12 protein-coding genes and 1 pseudogene are annotated in these 17,645 nt (G+C 72.2%); all 13 read left to right on the top strand.

The window, feature by feature from the left end; all coding sequences use genetic code 11:
- Nucleotides 1-21 precede the first annotated feature (21 nt).
- Nucleotides 22-1,482 carry a UDP-N-acetylmuramate--L-alanine ligase gene (murC, locus tag BJP60_RS09390; RefSeq protein WP_203135520.1) on the top strand — a complete coding sequence of 487 codons (1,461 nt, stop codon included), beginning with the start codon at nt 22-24 and terminating at the stop codon, nt 1,480-1,482.
- Nucleotides 1,479-2,450 carry an FtsQ-type POTRA domain-containing protein gene (locus tag BJP60_RS09385; RefSeq protein ID WP_238439362.1) on the top strand — a complete coding sequence of 324 codons (972 nt, stop codon included), beginning with the start codon at nt 1,479-1,481 and terminating at the stop codon, nt 2,448-2,450. The genes murC and BJP60_RS09385 overlap by 4 nt, the downstream gene beginning before the upstream one ends.
- A 230-nt stretch (nt 2,451-2,680) precedes the next feature.
- Nucleotides 2,681-3,853 carry a cell division protein FtsZ gene (gene ftsZ, locus BJP60_RS09380; protein ID WP_203135519.1) on the top strand — a complete coding sequence of 391 codons (1,173 nt, stop codon included), beginning with the start codon at nt 2,681-2,683 and terminating at the stop codon, nt 3,851-3,853.
- Between the two features lie 39 nt (nt 3,854-3,892).
- Nucleotides 3,893-4,579, top strand: a complete 687-nt coding sequence (locus BJP60_RS09375) for a YggS family pyridoxal phosphate-dependent enzyme (protein ID WP_203135518.1) — start codon at nt 3,893-3,895, stop codon at nt 4,577-4,579.
- A 34-nt stretch (nt 4,580-4,613) separates the two neighbouring features.
- On the top strand, nt 4,614-5,087 hold the full coding sequence (locus BJP60_RS09370; protein WP_203135517.1) for a cell division protein SepF: 474 nt from the start codon (nt 4,614-4,616) through the stop codon (nt 5,085-5,087).
- A gap of 20 nt (nt 5,088-5,107) precedes the next feature.
- On the top strand, nt 5,108-5,410 hold the full coding sequence (locus tag BJP60_RS09365) for a YggT family protein (protein WP_203135516.1): 303 nt from the start codon (nt 5,108-5,110) through the stop codon (nt 5,408-5,410).
- 117 nt (nt 5,411-5,527) lie between these two features.
- Nucleotides 5,528-6,145, top strand: coding sequence for a DivIVA domain-containing protein (locus BJP60_RS09360; protein ID WP_203135515.1), 618 nt, complete (start codon nt 5,528-5,530; stop codon nt 6,143-6,145).
- 7 nt (nt 6,146-6,152) lie between these two features.
- Nucleotides 6,153-6,725, top strand: coding sequence for a signal peptidase II (locus BJP60_RS09355; protein ID WP_203135514.1), 573 nt, complete (start codon nt 6,153-6,155; stop codon nt 6,723-6,725).
- Nucleotides 6,725-7,645 carry an RluA family pseudouridine synthase gene (locus BJP60_RS09350; RefSeq protein ID WP_203135513.1) on the top strand — a complete coding sequence of 307 codons (921 nt, stop codon included), beginning with the start codon at nt 6,725-6,727 and terminating at the stop codon, nt 7,643-7,645. Before BJP60_RS09355 ends, BJP60_RS09350 begins: the two co-directional genes overlap by 1 nt.
- A 36-nt stretch (nt 7,646-7,681) precedes the next feature.
- Nucleotides 7,682-8,254: a GNAT family N-acetyltransferase gene (locus BJP60_RS09345; RefSeq protein WP_203135512.1), complete on the top strand. Its 573-nt coding sequence runs from the start codon at nt 7,682-7,684 to the stop codon at nt 8,252-8,254.
- Between the two features lie 657 nt (nt 8,255-8,911).
- Nucleotides 8,912-13,258 carry an SCO7613 C-terminal domain-containing membrane protein gene (locus BJP60_RS09340; protein ID WP_442923422.1) on the top strand — a complete coding sequence of 1,449 codons (4,347 nt, stop codon included), beginning with the start codon at nt 8,912-8,914 and terminating at the stop codon, nt 13,256-13,258.
- Nucleotides 13,259-13,311: 53 nt separating this feature from the next.
- Nucleotides 13,312-13,932 (top strand): cyclodeaminase/cyclohydrolase family protein, encoded by a 621-nt coding sequence (locus BJP60_RS09335; RefSeq protein WP_203135510.1) that lies wholly within the window; start codon nt 13,312-13,314, stop codon nt 13,930-13,932.
- Nucleotides 13,933-14,086: 154 nt separating this feature from the next.
- Nucleotides 14,087-17,598, top strand: a pseudogene (dnaE, locus tag BJP60_RS09330) (DNA polymerase III subunit alpha).
- The last annotated feature ends 47 nt before the right edge of the window (nt 17,599-17,645 follow it).

The raw sequence follows: 17,645 nt of genomic DNA, 5'->3' as shown, positions 1-17,645 counted from the left end.
CCGACTTAGACTTGCAGGGCCATGATCAGACCCGACCTCAGCACCCCGATCCCCGCTCACATCGGTGCGGCGCACTTCATCGGCATCGGCGGATCCGGCATGTCGGGCCTTGCCCGCATGTTCCTCGCGCGCGGCGTGAAGGTCTCCGGATCCGATCGCTCCGACAGTCAGAACCTGCGCGAGCTGGCGGCGCTGGGTGCCACCGTGCACGTCGGTCACGACGCGGCGAACCTGGGCGACGCCGACACCGTGATCTTCTCGGGCGCGATCTGGCCCGAGAACCCCGAGTACCTGCTGGCGAAGGAACGCGGCCTGCCGATCATCCACCGCTCGCAGGCGCTGCACTGGCTGATCGGCGGCCGCCGCCTCGTCGCGGTCGCCGGCGCGCACGGCAAGACCACGTCGACCGGCATGATCGTCACCGGCCTGCGCGGCCTGGGTGCCGATCCGAGCTTCGTCAACGGCGGCGTGATCGCGGGCCTCGGGGTCTCGAGCGGCACGGGCGCCGACGAGCCGTTCGTGATCGAGGCCGACGAGTCCGACGGCTCCTTCCTGCTCTATGACACGTCGATCGTGCTGATCACGAACGTCGACGCCGACCACCTCGACCACTACGGCTCGCACGAGGCCTTCGACGCCGCGTTCGTCCGGTTCGCCGACGCCGCACGCGAGGCGGTCGTGATCTCGTCCGACGACGAGGGAGCGCGCCGCGTCACCGCCGGGCTCAGCCACGCGAACGTCGTGACGTTCGGCACGGCGGACGACGCCGACGTCCGGATCACCGACATCGTGACCGATGGGCCCGTCGCGTTCACGCTCACGCACCGGGGCCGGAGCGCCTCCGGCCGCCTCGCGGTGCCGGGCGAGCACAACGCCGTCAACGCCGCCGGCGCGGTCGCCGTGCTGGTGTCGCTCGGCCACGAGCTGCAGCCCGCGCTCGATGCCGTGACCGCCGGGTTCGAGGGGACCGTGCGCCGCTTCGAGCTGCACGGCACCGAGCGCGGCGTGAGCGTGTACGACGACTACGCTCACCATCCGACCGAGGTCGCGGCGGCGCTGTCGGCGGCTCGCACGGTGGTCGGGGACGGGCGCATCATCGCGCTGCACCAGCCGCACACGTACTCGCGCACGCAGCTGATGGCGGGAGAGTTCGCCCAGGTGCTCGAGGAGCTCGCCGATCACACGGTGGTGCTCGACGTGTACGGCGCGCGCGAGGATCCGATCCCGGGTGTCACGGGCGAGCTCGTCAGCGGTGCCTTCCGCGACGCCGAGCGCGTGCACTTCGTCGCCGACTGGCAGGCGGCCGCGGACTACACGGCGTCCGTCGCACGCGACGGCGACTACGTGATCACGCTCGGCTGCGGCAACGTCTACCAGATCATCCCGCAGGTGCTCGCGTCCCTCCGCACCCCGACGCCGCACCACGACGGCGCGACGCCGGGCGCGTCCGCGGCACTGAGCGAGCGCAGCGAGTCGCGGTGAGGCGTCCGGGGCCGCTGCCACCTCCCGAGGAGCGCATCGAGCGTCGCCCCCTCGCGGATCCGGAGGGCCTGCCGCCGATCCAGGACGAGCCGCGCCGGCGTGCGCCGCTGCTGCCGTTCCGCCGGCATGCCGAGGCGGACGACGATGCGTACCCGTCCGCGGAGGCCGGAGCCGGGGAACCGGCGGATCCGGCGGCTCCGGGCGAGCCGCGCACGGACCGGGCCACCGGCTGGGCCGACGTCTGGCGCGCAGCGCGTGCACGCCGGCGGGCGCTGCGCTCGGAGATCCGCCGCTTCACGGCCCGGTCGCGACGGCGCCGCACCATCTGGCTCGTGTCGATCGGCGCGCTCCTGCTGCTCGTGGTGGGCAGCGTCGGCGCGGCGTACAGCCCGCTGTTCGCGGTGCAGCGCATCACGGTGACGGGGGCGGAGGCGCTCGACGAAGCGACGCTGCAGCAGGCGCTCGCCGCCCAGATGGGCCGGCCGCTTCCGCTCGTCGACCATGCCGAGGTGAAGGCCGCGCTCGTGGCCTTCCCGCTGATCGAGACCTACACGCTCGAGGCGCGCCCCCCGCACGATCTGCTGGTCAAGGTCGTGGAGCGGACCCCGATCGGCGTCGTGAAGTCGGACGCGGGCTTCACGGTGGTGGACGCGGCCGGCGTCGCGCTCTCCACGAGCGACGAGCAGCCCGAGGGGCAGCCGGTGCTGGAGGCCCGCGGCGGCGTGACCTCGGCGGCCTTCGCGGCGGTCGGGCAGGTGCTGCGCTCCCTGCCCGACAGCGTGCACGGCCTCGTCGCGTCCGCGCGGGCGACGACGCCGGACGACGTCACGCTCACGCTCACGGACGGCACCGAGGTGCTGTGGGGGAGCGCGGACGAGGCGGCGGAGAAGGCGCGCGTGCTGCTGGCGGCCCCCGACGGCCACCCCTACTACGACGTGTCCTCGCCGGGCGTGCTCATCCTGCGCTGACGCGCGTTCCTCCTGCGCCGCAGGCGGACAGATGCGCCGCCCACCGGGACCGCCACGGCGTGTTTCAGGCGCGACTCGCGACACGCCCATGCCCAATCCGCGCGTGCGGCGGGGCCGCGCATACCTTCATGGAAGGAATTGCATACCGGGCAACACTTTAACCCTCATCTACAACGTGAAGGTTCAGACGCCCGGATGAGACCAGTGGTTCGGAGCAAACGGAGGCCGGCATGAGCCAGAACCAGAACTACCTCGCCGTGATCAAGGTCGTCGGCGTCGGCGGCGGTGGCGTGAACGCCGTCAACCGCATGATCGAGCTCGGTCTCCGCGGAGTCGAGTTCATCGCCGTCAACACCGACGCGCAGGCGCTGCTCATGAGCGACGCTGATGTCAAGCTCGACGTGGGCCGCGAGCTCACGCGCGGTCTGGGTGCCGGTGCCGATCCCGAGGTGGGTCGGCGCGCGGCCGAGGACCACGCGGAGGAGATCGAGCAGGCGCTCGCGGGCGCCGACATGGTCTTCGTCACGGCGGGTGAGGGCGGCGGCACCGGCACGGGCGGCGCCCCGGTCGTGGCGCGCATCGCGAAGTCGATCGGCGCGCTCACGATCGGTGTCGTGACCAAGCCGTTCTCGTTCGAGGGCCGCCGTCGTCAGAGCCAGGCCGAGGCGGGTGTCGCGTCCCTCAAGGAAGAGGTCGACACGCTCATCGTCGTGCCGAACGACCGGCTGCTCGAGATCAGCGACCGCGGCATCTCCATGGTCGAGGCGTTCGCCACGGCCGACCAGGTGCTGCTCGCCGGTGTGCAGGGCATCACCGACCTGATCACGACGCCGGGTCTGATCAACCTCGACTTCGCCGACGTGAAGTCCGTGATGCAGGGCGCCGGATCCGCGCTGATGGGCATCGGATCGGCGCGCGGCGCCGACAGGGCGATCAAGGCGGCCGAGCTGGCCGTGGAGTCGCCGCTGCTCGAGGCGTCGATCGAGGGCGCGCACGGCGTGCTGCTGTCGATCCAGGGCGGATCGAACCTCGGCATCTTCGAGATCAACGACGCCGCGCAGCTGGTCAAGGAGGCCGCGCACCCGGAGGCCAACATCATCTTCGGCACGGTGATCGACGACACGCTCGGCGACGAGGTGCGCGTCACGGTCATCGCGGCGGGCTTCGACGGCGGCGAGCCGCAGCAGCGCCTCGACGTGCCCGCGCACGTCTCCGGCCGCGCGCCGATGCCGACGCTGCCCGGCACCGGCATCACTCCGAACTCGTCGGAGGACGCCGGCAAGAAGGACGAGCCGGCCCGCGAGCCCGTCGCGGTCGCCGCCCAGGCGCCCGTGCTGCCCGACGCGGGCTTCGACTCGGCGTTCGGCGACGACGACCTCGACATCCCCGACTTCCTCAAGTAAGTGGCCCCCGAGGCCGCTCGCCGACAGGACGGATCGGGGATGCCGGATCTCGCGCAGCGCCTCGCCGATGTGGACGCCCGCATCGGCGAGGCCGCGCGCGCCGTCGGACGGGATCCGGGGGAGCTGACCCGGATCGTGGTGACGAAGTTCCATCCGGCCACGCTCGTCCGCGAGCTGCACGTGCTGGGCGTGCGCGACGTGGGTGAGAACCGCCAGCAGGAGCTGAGTGGGAAGTCCGCCGATACCGCGGACCTCGCGGATCTCACGTGGCACTTCATCGGTCAGGCCCAGACGAACAAGGCCAGGGCCATCCGACGCGCCGCCCGTGTCGTGCACTCGGTCGATCGCGCACGGCTCGCGGACGCGCTCGACGCGGCGGCCGAGCCCGGTGATCCGATGCTCGACGCGCTCGTGCAGATCAACCTCACGGAAGACCCCGGTCGAGGGGGAGTCGCCCCCGAGGGCATCGAGGCGCTCGCCGAGCGCATCGCCGCGTCCGACACGCTGCGGCTGCGCGGCGTCATGGCGGTCGCGCCGCTGGACGAGCAGCCCGCCGCAGCCTTCGAGCGACTGGCCGGCTACGCGGAACGCGTGCGCGCGGTCGTGCCCGACGCGACCTGGATCTCGGCCGGGATGACCGCCGACTTCGCCGAGGCGATCGCGAGCGGTGCGACACACCTTCGCATCGGGTCCGCAATCACGGGGGAGCGCCCGCCCCGGGCGTAGCCTCAAGACAGACGAGCACACTACGGAGGACGCCATGGCGAACCCGCTCAAGAAGACGATGGTCTACCTCGGCCTTGCCGACGAGGAGGAGTACGACGATGTGCAGGAGCAGCCCTCGCGCGCGCATCGCGAGCGCGACGAGTCGCACGATGACGACGTCAAGCCCGCGCCCGTCACGCCGCTGCGTCGTCCGGCCGTCGTCCGCCAGCCCGCGGCGGCTGCCGTGAACGAGATCGTCACGGTCCACCCGAAGCAGTACCGCGACGCGCAGATGATCGCGGAGCACTTCCGCGACGGCATCCCGGTCATCATCAACCTCTCGCAGATGAGCGACGCCGACGCGCGCCGCCTGATCGACTTCGCGAGCGGTCTGTCGCTCGGCCTGTACGGTCGCATCGAGCGCGTCACGAGCAAGGTCTTCCTGCTCTCGCCCGAGAACATCGCCGTGTCGGGTGACGGAGGGATCGCGCACGCGGACCCCGAGGCTGCGCCCTTCGCGCAGGCCTGACGCACGGCGCTCGTCTCGTCGTGGGACCCATCGGGCTGATCGCCTCGATCCTCAACGTCATCGTCCTGCTCTACATCCTCGTGCTGTTCGCGAGGCTTGTGCTCGAGTACATCCCGGTGTTCAACCGCGAGTGGCGGCCCAAGGGACCGCTGCTCGTCGTGGCCGAGGCGACGTACACCCTCACGGATCCGCCGATCCGGTTCTTCCGGCGGTTCATCCCGCCGCTGCGGATGGGCGGCATCGCGATCGACTTCGCGTTCGCGCTGACGATGCTGCTGTGCTTCGTGCTGCTGTCGATCACGCGCGCGTTCACGACCTTGTGACACGCGCGTCCGGATCGCCCCTCTCGCGGCGCCGGAACCGACGGTTATGCTTGCAGACGGAGAAGTGCCCAGGGCCCAGCCCACGGCCACAGACACCCCAGGGAAGAGGAGCCACTCATGGCATTGACGCCGGATGACGTCGTCACCAAGCAGTTCCAGCACGTCCGGTTCAAGGAGGGCTTCGACCCGGACGAGGTCGACGACTTCCTGGACGAGATCGTCGTCGAGTGGCGCAAGACGATCGAGGAGAACAACGAGCTGAAGGCCAAGCTCGCCAAGTACGAGTCCGGCGAGCTCGCTCCCGCCGAGGCCGCCGCTCCCGTCGCCGAGGCGCCCGCCCCCGAGCCGACCCCGGCTCCGGAGCCCACGCCCGCTCCTGCCGCGCCCGCCGCGGACGTGTCGAGCACCGCGACGAGCGCCGCGAGCATCATCGAGCGCGCCCAGCGCCTGCACGACGAGCACGTCGCCGAGGGCCGCCAGATGGCCGAGCAGCTCGTCGACGAGGCGAAGGCCGAGGCCGACCGCATCCGCTCGGAGGCCGAGCAGAAGCAGCGCGAGCTGAACGAGAAGTACGAGCGCGAGCGCACCACGCTCGAGGGCCGCATCACCGAGCTGCGCCAGTTCGAGCGCGACTACCGGGCGCAGATGCGCAGCTACTTCGAGTCGAAGCTGCACGACCTCGACACCGCGGGCACGAGCTCGGGCGACACGCCGGTCTCGGCGATCGGCCTCTGAGTCGGTCTTGACCGTCCGCGCTCCTCTGCGCACTGCGGCGGCCAGCACCACGATCGCGATCCTCGCGGTCCTGGTGCTGGCCGCCGATCAGTTCGCGAAGCACCTCGCCCTGACCACCCTCGAGTTCCAGACGCCGGTTCCCGTGCTCGGCGAGGCGCTCCAGTGGTACCTCGTGCTCAACCCCGGCGCCGCCTTCTCGATCGGCGAGGGCGTCACCTGGATCTTCACGATCGCCCTGGCGGTCGTCGCCGGCGTCATCGTCTGGCTCGCCTTCGCCCGCATCCGCTCGCGCGTCTGGGCCGTCGTGCTCGGGCTGCTGCTCGGCGGTGTGCTCGGCAACCTGACCGACCGCCTGTTCCGTGAGCCCGGATTCGCGGTCGGACACGTCGTCGACTTCATCTCGACGCCCTGGATGATGCCGGCGATCTACAACGTCGCCGACGTGTTCATCGTCTGCAGCATGATCACGGTCGCCGCGCTGACCCTGTTCGGCGTCGCGCTGGACGGATCCGGCCGCAAGCCGGCGAGCGAGGCCGCCGCGGAGGCAGCCGCCGACGCCGACGCCACGCGGGAGAGCTGATGCCGTCGCGCCGGCTTCCCGTGCCCGACGGGCTCGACGGCTCGCGCGTCGATGCCGCGCTCGCGAAGATGCTGGGCTTCTCGCGGACGTTCGCCGCCGAGGTGGCCGAGGCTGGAGGCGTGCAGCTGGACGGCGCCACGGTCGGCAAGTCCGACCGCGTGCACGCCGGCGCGTGGCTGGATGTCGAGTGGCGCGAGAAGGAGGAGCCGCGCGTCATCGCGGTCGAGGTGCCGGACCTCGGCATCGCGTACCAGGACGACCACATCGTCGTCGTCGACAAGCCGTCGGGCGTGGCCGCGCACCCGTCGCTGGGGTGGGAGGGACCGACGGTCCTCGGCGCCCTCGCGGCCGCCGGCGTCCGGGTCGCGACGAGCGGCGCGGCCGAGCGGCAGGGCGTCGTGCATCGGCTCGACGTCGGCACGAGCGGCCTCATGGCGGTCGCGAAGACCGAGCAGGCGTACACCGTGCTGAAGCGCGCCTTCAAGGAGCGCACGGTCGACAAGGTCTATCACGCGGTCGTGCAGGGGCATCCCGATCCGCTGGCCGGCACGATCGACGCCCCGATCGGACGGCACCCGAGCCACTCGTGGAAGTTCGCCGTCACCCCCGACGGCAAGGACTCGATCACGCACTACGAGACGATCGAGGCGTTCCCCGGTGCGTCGCTGCTGGAGATCCATCTCGAGACGGGCCGCACCCACCAGATCCGCGTGCACATGGCGGCGCACCGTCATCCGTGCGTCGGCGACCCGCTGTACGGCGCGGATCCGACGCTGTCCGCCCGCCTCGGACTCACGCGCCAGTGGCTGCATGCCCATGAGCTGTCGTTCGCGCATCCCGCGACGGGGGACTGGGTGACGTTCAGGTCCGACTACCCCGCGGACCTCGCCCATGCCCTGGCGGTGCTGCGCGGCGAGTGACTTCCCGGCGTCGGTGGTCGATGGCATGCTGCCCGCATGGGAATCGAGGTGCGGCCCGCGACCGACTTCGAGGGCGTGCGCACGCTGGTCGGGCCCCGGAATCCGGACGCGAACGTCTGCTGGTGCCTGAGCCACCGGGTCCCGTCCAAGGTCAACTCGTCTCTCGTCGGGCCCGAGCGCGGCGAGTTCGTGCGGCGGATGTGCGAATCCCAGCTGCCGCCGGGCGTGTTGGCGTATGACGGCGACGAGCCGGTCGGCTGGGCGGGCGTCGCGCCGCGCGCCGACACGCAGTTCGCACGCAGCAGGAAGATTCCCCACGTCGACGACCTGCCGGTGTGGAGCGTGTGGTGCCTGCGTGTGCGTCCGGGGCACCGCGGCAAGGGCGTCCTCGCCCGTCTGCTCGACGGCTCGGTCGCGTTCGCGCGCGAGCGCGGGGCGCCGGCGATCGAGGGCTACCCGGTCGACAACCGCGGCGAGAGGGTGGACCAGACGATGGCTTTCGTCGGCTTCCGCACGCTGTTCGAGCGAGCGGGCTTCGTGAAGGTCGCCGACACCGATTCGGTGTCGGGAGGCTTCCCGCGCGTGGTCATGAGGCTCGACCTCCGGTAGCCGCTCCGACACGTCCGTGCGCCGCTCCGATGCATTCGCACGCGGGCATACCGCGGATGGAAGGATGAGCGCACAGACGTCCAGCGGGGGGCAGGGATGGGCAGCCAGCAGGTTCCGAGGTGGTGGCCGACGACGCCGTACGACTTCGTCGACCCGGGCAAGTGTCCGTCGTGCTTCACCGCGTGGGGCACCCACACGGTGTGCCCGACCTGCGGACTCCCGCAGGGCGATCCGCGCCTCGCGCAGCTGCGGGACATCGGACATCGCTTCCTCGCGACCGAGCACGCGCGACAGGAGACGCTCAGCGCGATGCGCGCAGCAGCGGCGGCGGGCGCCCGGCCGCTTCCGGCGGTGGCGGCATCCGCGCCGGTTCCCGCTGCCGTGCCCCGCCTGGTCCTTGACGCGCCGGGTCCGGTCCCTGTCGCGCCGGCGTCGGGGTCCGCCGCGTCCGCGAGCGGGTCGCCGGGCACGCGGGAGGTCCCGGCCGTCCCGGTTGCGCCCGCCGGGCTGCTTCGGGACATGACGGCTGCGGAGTCCGCGCCGTCGCCGACCGTTCCCGCGGGCGCACCTGCATCGTCCGCTCCCGCTTCGACGCCGCCGTCGCCCGGTGCCGCCGTGCCGCCGGCCGCCCCGCGCACGCCGAGGCGGCGATTGACCGTGCCGGTGCTGCTGCTGATCGTCGGCGTCAGCCTGGTCTCGGTCGCGGCGATCTTCTTCCTGACGCTCGCCTGGTTCTTCTCGAGCATCGCCGTTCGGGCGCTCATCATCGCAGGCGTCACGCTGGCGACGATGGCGCTGGCGTGGTTCCTGCGGCGCCGCAGCCTCACGGCCGCGGCGGAGGGGATCGCCGTGATCGGGATCGTCCTGATCGCGCTCGATGTGTGGGCGGTCCGCGCGAACGACCTCTTCGGCACCGGTGCGGTGCGCCCGGCGGTGTATGCCGGCATCGGCATCCTGCTCGCGGGCGCCGTGAGCCGTGCGTGGGCGATCCTGTCGAGGCTGCGTGCGCCCGACTTCGCCGCGGTGCTCGCACTGCCGACCGGCGTGGGACTGCTCATGGCGGGGATCGCGGCCGCCGACCCCGGCGTCGCGGTCACGGCGGGTCTGCTGGGCGCATCGCTGGGCGGGCTCGCCCACGTCCTGCCGTCGCCCGTGCCGTCCGCGCGGCCGGCGTCGGACGCGGTCGTCGAGCGGACAATCCTGGGAGCCATCGGCGTGACGGCGCTCGCGGGCGGGAGCATCGCGACATGGTTCGCGGCGCCGCAGTCGACCTGGGGCCCCCTCTGGTGGACGCCCGCGGTGGTGGTGCTCGCCGGGCTGCATGTGTATGCCCTGGTGCGTCCCGCGTCGGATCCGATCCCGTACGCTCGCGTGCTGATCGCCGTCGCAGCCGTGGTGGGGGCGGTGGTGCTCGGCACGGCGGGATGGCAGCTCGCGCTGCGGTCGGACGCACCGTTCGCGGACGCCTTCCTGGCGCCGGTGCTGGCGGTGGTCGTGGCGGTCGGGCTGCTCCGCGTCCCCCGCACGCCGGTCACGCGTCCCTGGCTGATTCCCGCCCTCTTCGCCGCGGCGACGGTCGGCGCGCTCAGCACGCTCGGGGTCGCGTCGACGTGGTTCGAGGAAGGCGGGCGACGGTCGTCGTCGTGGGCCCCGTTTGCGACTCCCGCGTTCGCGGCGTCCGGCGACCTCCCGGTGTGGACGTGCGCCGCGGCCGCGGCGATCACGGCGATCCTGCTGCTGGTGCCGGTGAGCCTGCACCCGATCGTCCGCGTGGCGCGGCCTCCGGTGACGGCCGTTCTGCTCCTGCTGGGTGCGCTGGCATCCGGCGTCCCCGGCGCGGTCGTCATCGCGGGCGTCGCGATCGCCGCCGGATCGGTCGTCGCCCTCGCGCGCTCCGGAGCCCCCCGGCATGCTGCGCCCTCGGGCTGGCTGTCCGCCGGCGTTCTCGGCGCGGTCGCCGCCTATGCCGCCGGCCACGCCCAGCCGTGGCTCTGGATCCTCGGCGCGGTCGTCGTCATCGCGCTGCCGATCGCGCTGCAGGCGGTGCTGCGCCCGCGGGGCGGGGCGCTGGCAGCCGCGGCGATCGCCCCCGTCGCGCTCGCGGCGATCGTCACGCTGTCGGCGCCGTTCGCGCTCGCGGCGCTGCTCGACCGGTCGCCGGGCGGTGATGCCACGCGTGTCGTGCTCATCCGGTGGCTGGCCGTGGCGGTGCTCGCCGCGGCCCTGTTCGTGCGCGATCGCACCATCGCGCGGCGGACGCGCGCGGCCTCCGGCGTCGCGCTCGCCGCGCTCGGTCTCGGTCCGCTCGCGCTCGCTCTGCTCGGGGGCGGGCTCGCCGTGCTGCCGGAGACGACCGACGCGCTGCTCGGCGACGGCGTCGTGGGCGCCGTCCTGACCGGCGCGACGGTCGTGCTGCTCGCGCTGGTGGCGCTGCGCCATCGCGGCCCCGAGGGACGCGTCGCGTCCGGCCTCCTCGCCCCCGCGCTCGCGTCACTGGCGCTGGTGTGCGTCGCCGCGGCGACCGGCCTGCCGCTCGACGCGAGCGCGCTGCCGACGGGCTCCGCGATGGCAGAGCTCGTGCCGGCGGGGGCGCTCGTCGCCGTCGTGGCGACCGCCGCGCTCGTCGTCGTCCCGGCCGCCGTGCTCGCGATGCGTGGGGTGGTGCCGGGCGGGCTGCGCGGCAGCGCGGAGATCGGTGCGGCCGTGGTCGCGCTCGCCTCGGTCTGGTGGGTGCCGGATCCGCAGCGCTGGCTGGTGTGCGGGTTCCTCGCCGTCGCGTTCGGCGCGGCGAGCCTCTCGCGCGGGTGGCGCGATCCGGCGCCGGCACCGGGGGCGGATCCTCGTCCGTCCGCCCCACGACCGCTCGCGTGGCGTCGTCTGCTGATCTGGCCCGCAGTCGGCGCGGCGGTGCTGGCGTGGTGGACCTGGTTGAGCAGTCATGTGCTCGAGGGGACCGACGAGCTGCGCTTGATCCCGACCGCGGTGGTCTTCGCGCTGCTGTGCGTCGCCCTGGTGCTCCTGCGGCGCAGCCGCGAGGCCTGCGTGGCGATCGTGCTCGCATTCGTGTTCGGGCTCGTGCAGCTCGCCGGCGAGCCCGGAGCGCGCGGTGTCGTCGTGATGCTCGTCGCCGCCGCGCTCGCGTTCGCGCTGACGTGGTCGCCCGTGCGCCGCGTTCCCGGCCTCGCGGCGTCCGGAGCCACGACCGCGCTCGCGGCGATCCTCGGCGGCCTCTTCGACCGCATGTTCGCGTTCCGACCGGTGCCCGAGGAGGCGGCGCCCGCCTGGCTGCTCCTGCCCGTCGTCATCGCGTACCTCGCTGCCTACGGAGCAGCGCGTGCGCCGCAGCGACCCGGGGTGTTCGCGCACGTCGTGCCGCCGCTCAGCGTGCTCCTGTCGCTTTCCGCCTTCCTGGCGCTGCCGCGCGGCGTGCCGGTCGATGCGGCGGCGTTCCTCGTGCTCGCGGCCGTGCACGTCGCCTCGGCGTCCGTTCGGAGGGCGCCGTTCGGCGGGGTCTCCCGGTGGGCCGCTCTCGTCGGAGCGCTGCTCCTGAGCGGTGATGCGCTGCTGCGCGGCACGTACGAGCCGCTCGAGCTGGTATCGCTGCCCGTCGCGGTGATGCTCGCGCTGGGCGCGCTCGTGGCGCTGCGCCGGCGTCTTCGCACGCCGGACGACCGATCGTTCGTGGAGCACGTCGTGTGGCTGTGCGGGATCGCGGTCGCCATCGTGCCGAGCCTGACGGCGCCGGTCACGGATGTCCGGACGTGGATCGTGATCGTCGTCGCCACGACGCTCGCGCTCGTCGCGGCATCGCTGCGTCACCCGCTCGCGGTGCCGTCCGCGCTCGCGCTCTCGGCGAGCGCGCTGCTCATGGGGCTGCGCGCGCTGGTGGCGGTGGAAGACGCAGCCGTGCCGGCGGTGGTGGCGGGGGCCGGTGCCGTCCTGCTCGGCGCCGTCATCGTCTGGCGTCGGGGGGCCGCCGCCTCCGGTTCGACGCTCGTGGCGCCCATCGCCGGCGTGGCGCTCACGGCGATCGCCGCGGCGTTCCGTGGCGGCGACGCGCTCACGCCGACGGTGGCGACCTTCGCGGCGGCGACGCTGGGCGGCGCGCTCGGGGCCTGGCTGCTGCGCCCGCGCGCGTGGACCCGCTTCGGCGCGGTCCTCGCCGTCGGTGGCGCGGCGATCGCGGTCATCGCGGCGGGACCGCGCTACCTGGCGGCGACGGACGGCGATCCCGCCGGGGAGGCGGCCGGCTGGCCGCTCGCGTGCTTCTTCGCCGTCGCCGCGGTCGCGACCGTCGCGTTCCTGCGCGCGAGCGACCCCCGGCTCCGCCGGGGCGCGGCCGGCGCCCTCGGTGTCGGAGCGGTGGTGCTGGCGCTGGGCGAGCTCGGGGCCCTGTTCACGCTGCCGGAGCTCGGGGCCCGGCTCGTCGCCGGCGTGACGACCGTCGTGCTCACCGCCGTCGCGGGGGGAGGCTTCGCCCAGCGCGCCCGCCTCGGATCGGCGCCGTGGATCGCCGCCGCCGCAGCCGCCGCGTTCTTCGTGCTGACGACGCTCGCGCTGGGCCTGCGGCCGGTCGAGCTGCTGACGGTTCCGCCGGCCCTCGGCCTGTTCGCCCTGGGAGCGCTCCGGATGCGTCGCGTCGCCGGGGCCCGCAGCTGGCCGGCCGTCGGCCCGGGACTGGCGCTGCTGCTGATCCCGTCGCTGCTGCACGACCTCGGTCCCTCTGCGCTGTGGCGCGTCGTGGCACTGGGCGTCGTCGCCGTCGCCCTCGTGGTCGTCGGCGCGCTCGGCAGACTGCAGGCGCCGCTCGTGCTGGGGTCGGCCGTCGCCGTGGTGCACGGCGTCGCGCAGCTGTGGCCGTGGATCTCCACGGCCTACACGGTCGTGCCGTGGTGGCTGTGGGCGGGGCTCGCCGGTGCGCTGCTGATCTACATCGCCGTCCGCTACGAGCAGCAGAAGGTCGCGCTGCAGAAGGCCTTCGTCGCGGTGTCGTCCCTGCGGTGAGCCGCGCCTGTCAAGTCCTGGCCGCGGGGCGCGGGGGCAGACAGGATGAGCGCATGTCACAGCGGATCACCACACGCGACGCCAGCATCGACCGGTGGACCGCGCGCCTCGGCGAGGCGAAGGGCGACCCGGGCGGGGGAGCGGCGGCCGGGGTCATGCTCGCGCTCGCGGCCGGTCTCATCTCGATGGTCGCGGGCTACTCCGACGCGATCGAGGTGGGGGAGCGGGCGCGCGCCCTGCGCGATGAGGCGCTGGACGCCGCCGACGCCGACGCCGCGGCGTCGGCCGCCTTCGGCGCCGCGTTCCGCCGCGACGACGACGGCCGTGCCGAGGCCATCCGGGAGGCGTCGCTCGAGGCCGCGCGGTCGTCGGCGCGCCTGGGCGGGCGCGCCCGTGCCGCGATCCCGGACCTCGAGCACCTGGCGGCGCACGGTGATCCCGCCCTCGTCGCGGACGTCGCCGTCGCCGCCGCCGCGCTGCGCGCCGCCCTCGCCAGCGCGCGCACCAACCTCAGCTTCGACCTCGCGACCCTGCGTTCCGCAGGCATGACCCTCCCCGACGTGCGCGCGGCGCATCCGGACCTGTGGGCGGCCGTCGCCGGGCTCGACGATGCGATCGCCCGCGTCGACGGCATGACCGACCGGATCGACGACCGCGCGGCACCCACCGACTGATCCCGGCTCCGGGTCGAGGCGGCCCGCGTTCCCGAGGAGCCCTGCGCCGGATCCGTCCTCTCGAAGCAGGATCTTCGCGCGACGACGCGCCCGGCGATCCCGACACCCGGCGGTGCCGGGCCGCCATGTCGGAGGCGAAACCTAGACTCGATCCATGGCCTCCGACTCCTTCGTCCACCTGCATGTGCACAGCGAGTACTCGATGCTCGACGGGGCGGCGAAGATCGGGGCGATGACGCAGGCGGCGGCCGACTACGGCATGCCGGCGATCGCGGTCACCGACCACGGGAACACGTTCGCGGCGTTCGAGTTCTACAAGGCCGCGAAGGCGTCGGGCGTCAAGCCGATCATCGGCCTCGAGGCCTACGTCACGCCCGGCACGCACCGCAGCGACAAGTCGCGCGTGCAGTGGGGCTCGCCCGACCAGCGCAGCGACGACGTGTCGGGCTCGGGTGCGTACACCCACATGACGATGTGGAGCCAGACGACGGAGGGCATGCACAACCTCTTCCGGCTGAGCTCGCTGTCGAGCATGGAGGGCTACTACTTCAAGCCGCGCATGGATCGCGAGCTGCTGCAGACCTACGGCAAGGGCCTGATCGCCACGACCGGCTGCCCGTCGGGCGAGATCCAGACGCGGCTGCGCCTGGGACAGTACGACGCCGCGCGCGCGGCCGCCGCGGAGTTCCAGGACATCTTCGGCAAAGAGAACTACTTCGCCGAGATCATGGACCACGGCCTGTCGATCGAGCGCCGTGTGATGACGGATCTGATCCGGATCGCGAAGGATCTCGACATCCCGCTGGTCGCGACCAACGACTCCCACTACACGCACCAGCACGAGGCCGACGCGCACGCGGCGCTGCTGTGCGTGCAGTCGGGATCGACCCTCGACGACCCGAACCGCTTCAAGTTCGACGGCGACGGCTACTACGTCAAGACGGCGCAGGAGATGCGTCACCTGTTCCGCGACAACCCCGAGGCGTGCGACAACACGCTGCTGATCGCCGAGCGGTGCGAGGTCGAGTTCAACACGTCGGCCAACTACATGCCGCGCTTCCCCGTGCCCGACGGGGAGACCGAGGACAGCTGGCTGATCAAGGAGGTCGAGAAGGGCCTCCACTACCGGTACCCCGCGGGCATCCCCGACAAGGTCCGCAAGCAGGCGGAGTACGAGGTCGGCATCATCCTGCAGATGGGCTTCCCCGGGTACTTCCTGGTGGTCGCCGACTTCATCAACTGGGCCAAGGACAACGGCATCCGCGTGGGGCCGGGCCGTGGCTCGGGTGCGGGCTCGATGGTCGCGTACGCGATGCGCATCACCGACCTCGACCCGCTCGAGCACGGCCTCATCTTCGAGCGCTTCCTGAACCCCGACCGCGTGTCGATGCCCGACTTCGACGTCGACTTCGACGACCGCCGCCGCGGCGAGGTGATCGAGTACGTCACGCGCAAGTACGGCTCCGAGCGCGTCGCGCAGATCGTCACGTACGGCACGATCAAGTCCAAGCAGGCGCTCAAGGACGCGGGCCGCGTGCTGGGGTTCCCGTTCTCGATGGGCGAGCGCCTGACGAAGGCGATGCCCCGGCCGTGATGGGCAAGGACATGCCGCTCGACGGCATGTTCGACCCCGAGCACCCGCGCTACAAGGAGGCCAGCGAGTTCCGCTCGCTGATCGAGACCGACCCCGAGGCCAAGACGGTGTACGACCGCGCGGTCGGTCTCGAGGGGCTGAAGCGCCAGTGGGGCGTGCACGCGGCCGGCGTGATCATGTCGAGCGAGCCGCTGCTCGACATCATCCCGATCATGCGCCGCGAGCAGGACGGCCAGATCGTCACGCAGTTCGACTACCCGGCGTGCGAGTCGCTCGGCCTGATCAAGATGGACTTCCTGGGCCTGCGGAACCTGACGATCATCTCGGACGCGCTCGACAACATCCGGATGAACCGTGGCGAGGAGCTCGATCTCGAGAAGCTCGATCTCGACGACCGCCCCGCGTACGACCTGCTCGCGCGCGGCGACACGCTGGGCGTGTTCCAGCTCGACGGCGGGCCGATGCGGTCGCTGCTGCGCCTCATGAAGCCCGACAACTTCGAGGACATCTCGGCCGTCATCGCGCTGTACCGGCCGGGTCCGATGGGGGCCAACTCGCACACGAACTACGCGCTGCGCAAGAACGGCCTCCAGCCGATCACGCCCATCCATCCCGAGCTCGAGGAGCCGCTGCGCGACATCCTCGACACGACCTACGGCCTGATCATCTATCAGGAGCAGGTCATGGCCATCGCGCAGAAGGTCGCCGGGTTCAGCCTGGGACAGGCCGACATCCTCCGCCGCGCGATGGGAAAGAAGAAGAAGTCGGAGCTCGACAAGCAGTACGAGGGCTTCTCGGGCGGCATGAAGGAGCGCGGCTTCGGCGACGGCGCCATCAAGGCGCTGTGGGACATCCTGCTGCCCTTCTCCGACTACGCCTTCAACAAGGCCCACTCCGCGGCCTACGGACTCGTGTCGTACTGGACGGCCTACCTCAAGGCGCACTATCCGGCCGAGTACATGGCCGCGCTGCTGACCAGCGTGGGCGACTCCAAGGACAAGATGGCGCTCTACCTCAACGAGTGCCGCCGCATGGGCATCCGCGTGCTGCCGCCGGACGTCTCCGAGTCGATCAACTACTTCGCCGCCGTCGGCGAGGACGTGCGCTTCGGGCTCGGCGCCGTCCGCAACGTCGGCACCAACGTGGTCGACGGCATCGTGGCCGCGCGCGAGGAGGGTCCGTACACGTCGTTCCACGACTTCCTGAACCGTGTCCCGCTGCATGTCGCGAACAAGCGCACGGTCGAGTCGCTCATCAAGGCGGGCGCGTTCGACTCGACGGGATCCACGCGGCGCGCGCTGATGGAGATCCACGAGGGTGCGGTCGAGGTCGCCGTCACCGACAAGCGCAATGCGGCCGGCGGCGCGATCGGCTTCGACTTCGACAGCCTGTGGGACGAGCCGCAGGCGGTGCAGAAGGTGCCGGATCGTCCCGAGTGGACGAAGAAGGACAAGCTCGGGTTCGAGCGCGAGATGCTGGGTCTGTACGTCTCCGACCACCCACTGGCGGGACTCGAGGTGCCGCTCGCGAAGCACCGCACGATCACGATCAGCGCGCTGCTGGCCTCCGAGGACCTGCAGGACGGCGATCAGGTCACGGTCGCGGGACTCGTGACGAGCGCGCAGCACCGCGTCGCGAAGTCGAGCGGCAACCCCTACGGCATGATCACGGTCGAGGACTTCGAGGGCGAGGTCACGGTCATGTTCATGGGCAAGACCTACACCGAGTTCCAGCCGATCCTGCAGCAGGACGCGATCCTCGTCGTGAAGGGGCGCGTGTCGCGCCGGGACGACGGCATGAACCTGCATGCGCAGTCGGCGTTCGCGCCGGACGTGGGCTCTTTCGATGAGGCCGGTCCGCTCACGCTCGTGCTGCCAGAGCAGCGCGCGACGGAGCAGGTCGTGCAGGATCTCGCCGACGTCCTGCGTCGCCACCGCGGCGACACCGAGGTGCGCCTGAAGATGCACAAGGGCCGCACGGCGAAGGTGTTCGAGGTGCCCATGCAGGTGCGGATCACGGCCGACCTGTTCGGCGACCTCAAGTCGCTGCTCGGTCCGCAGTGCCTCGGCTGAGCCGGTCCGGATGACACGGGTGGAAGTGCCCCAGAGAGCCCATAAGG

This window comes from Microbacterium sp. JZ31 (assembly GCF_016805985.1).
Lineage (GTDB): Bacteria > Actinomycetota > Actinomycetes > Actinomycetales > Microbacteriaceae > Microbacterium.
This window is presented reverse-complemented; position numbering and strand designations above follow the sequence as displayed.

What these genes read in the sequence shown, in the direction of transcription:
- murC (WP_203135520.1), top strand. Translation starts at nt 22, where the DNA reads ATGATCAGACCCGACCTCAGCACCCCGATCCCCGCTCACATCGGTGCG.
- ftsZ (WP_203135519.1), top strand. Translation starts at nt 2,681, where the DNA reads ATGAGCCAGAACCAGAACTACCTCGCCGTGATCAAGGTCGTCGGCGTC.
- BJP60_RS09375 (WP_203135518.1), top strand. Translation starts at nt 3,893, where the DNA reads ATGCCGGATCTCGCGCAGCGCCTCGCCGATGTGGACGCCCGCATCGGC.
- BJP60_RS09370 (WP_203135517.1), top strand. Translation starts at nt 4,614, where the DNA reads ATGGCGAACCCGCTCAAGAAGACGATGGTCTACCTCGGCCTTGCCGAC.
- BJP60_RS09360 (WP_203135515.1), top strand. Translation starts at nt 5,528, where the DNA reads ATGGCATTGACGCCGGATGACGTCGTCACCAAGCAGTTCCAGCACGTC.
- BJP60_RS09350 (WP_203135513.1), top strand. Translation starts at nt 6,725, where the DNA reads ATGCCGTCGCGCCGGCTTCCCGTGCCCGACGGGCTCGACGGCTCGCGC.
- BJP60_RS09345 (WP_203135512.1), top strand. Translation starts at nt 7,682, where the DNA reads ATGGGAATCGAGGTGCGGCCCGCGACCGACTTCGAGGGCGTGCGCACG.
- BJP60_RS09335 (WP_203135510.1), top strand. Translation starts at nt 13,312, where the DNA reads ATGTCACAGCGGATCACCACACGCGACGCCAGCATCGACCGGTGGACC.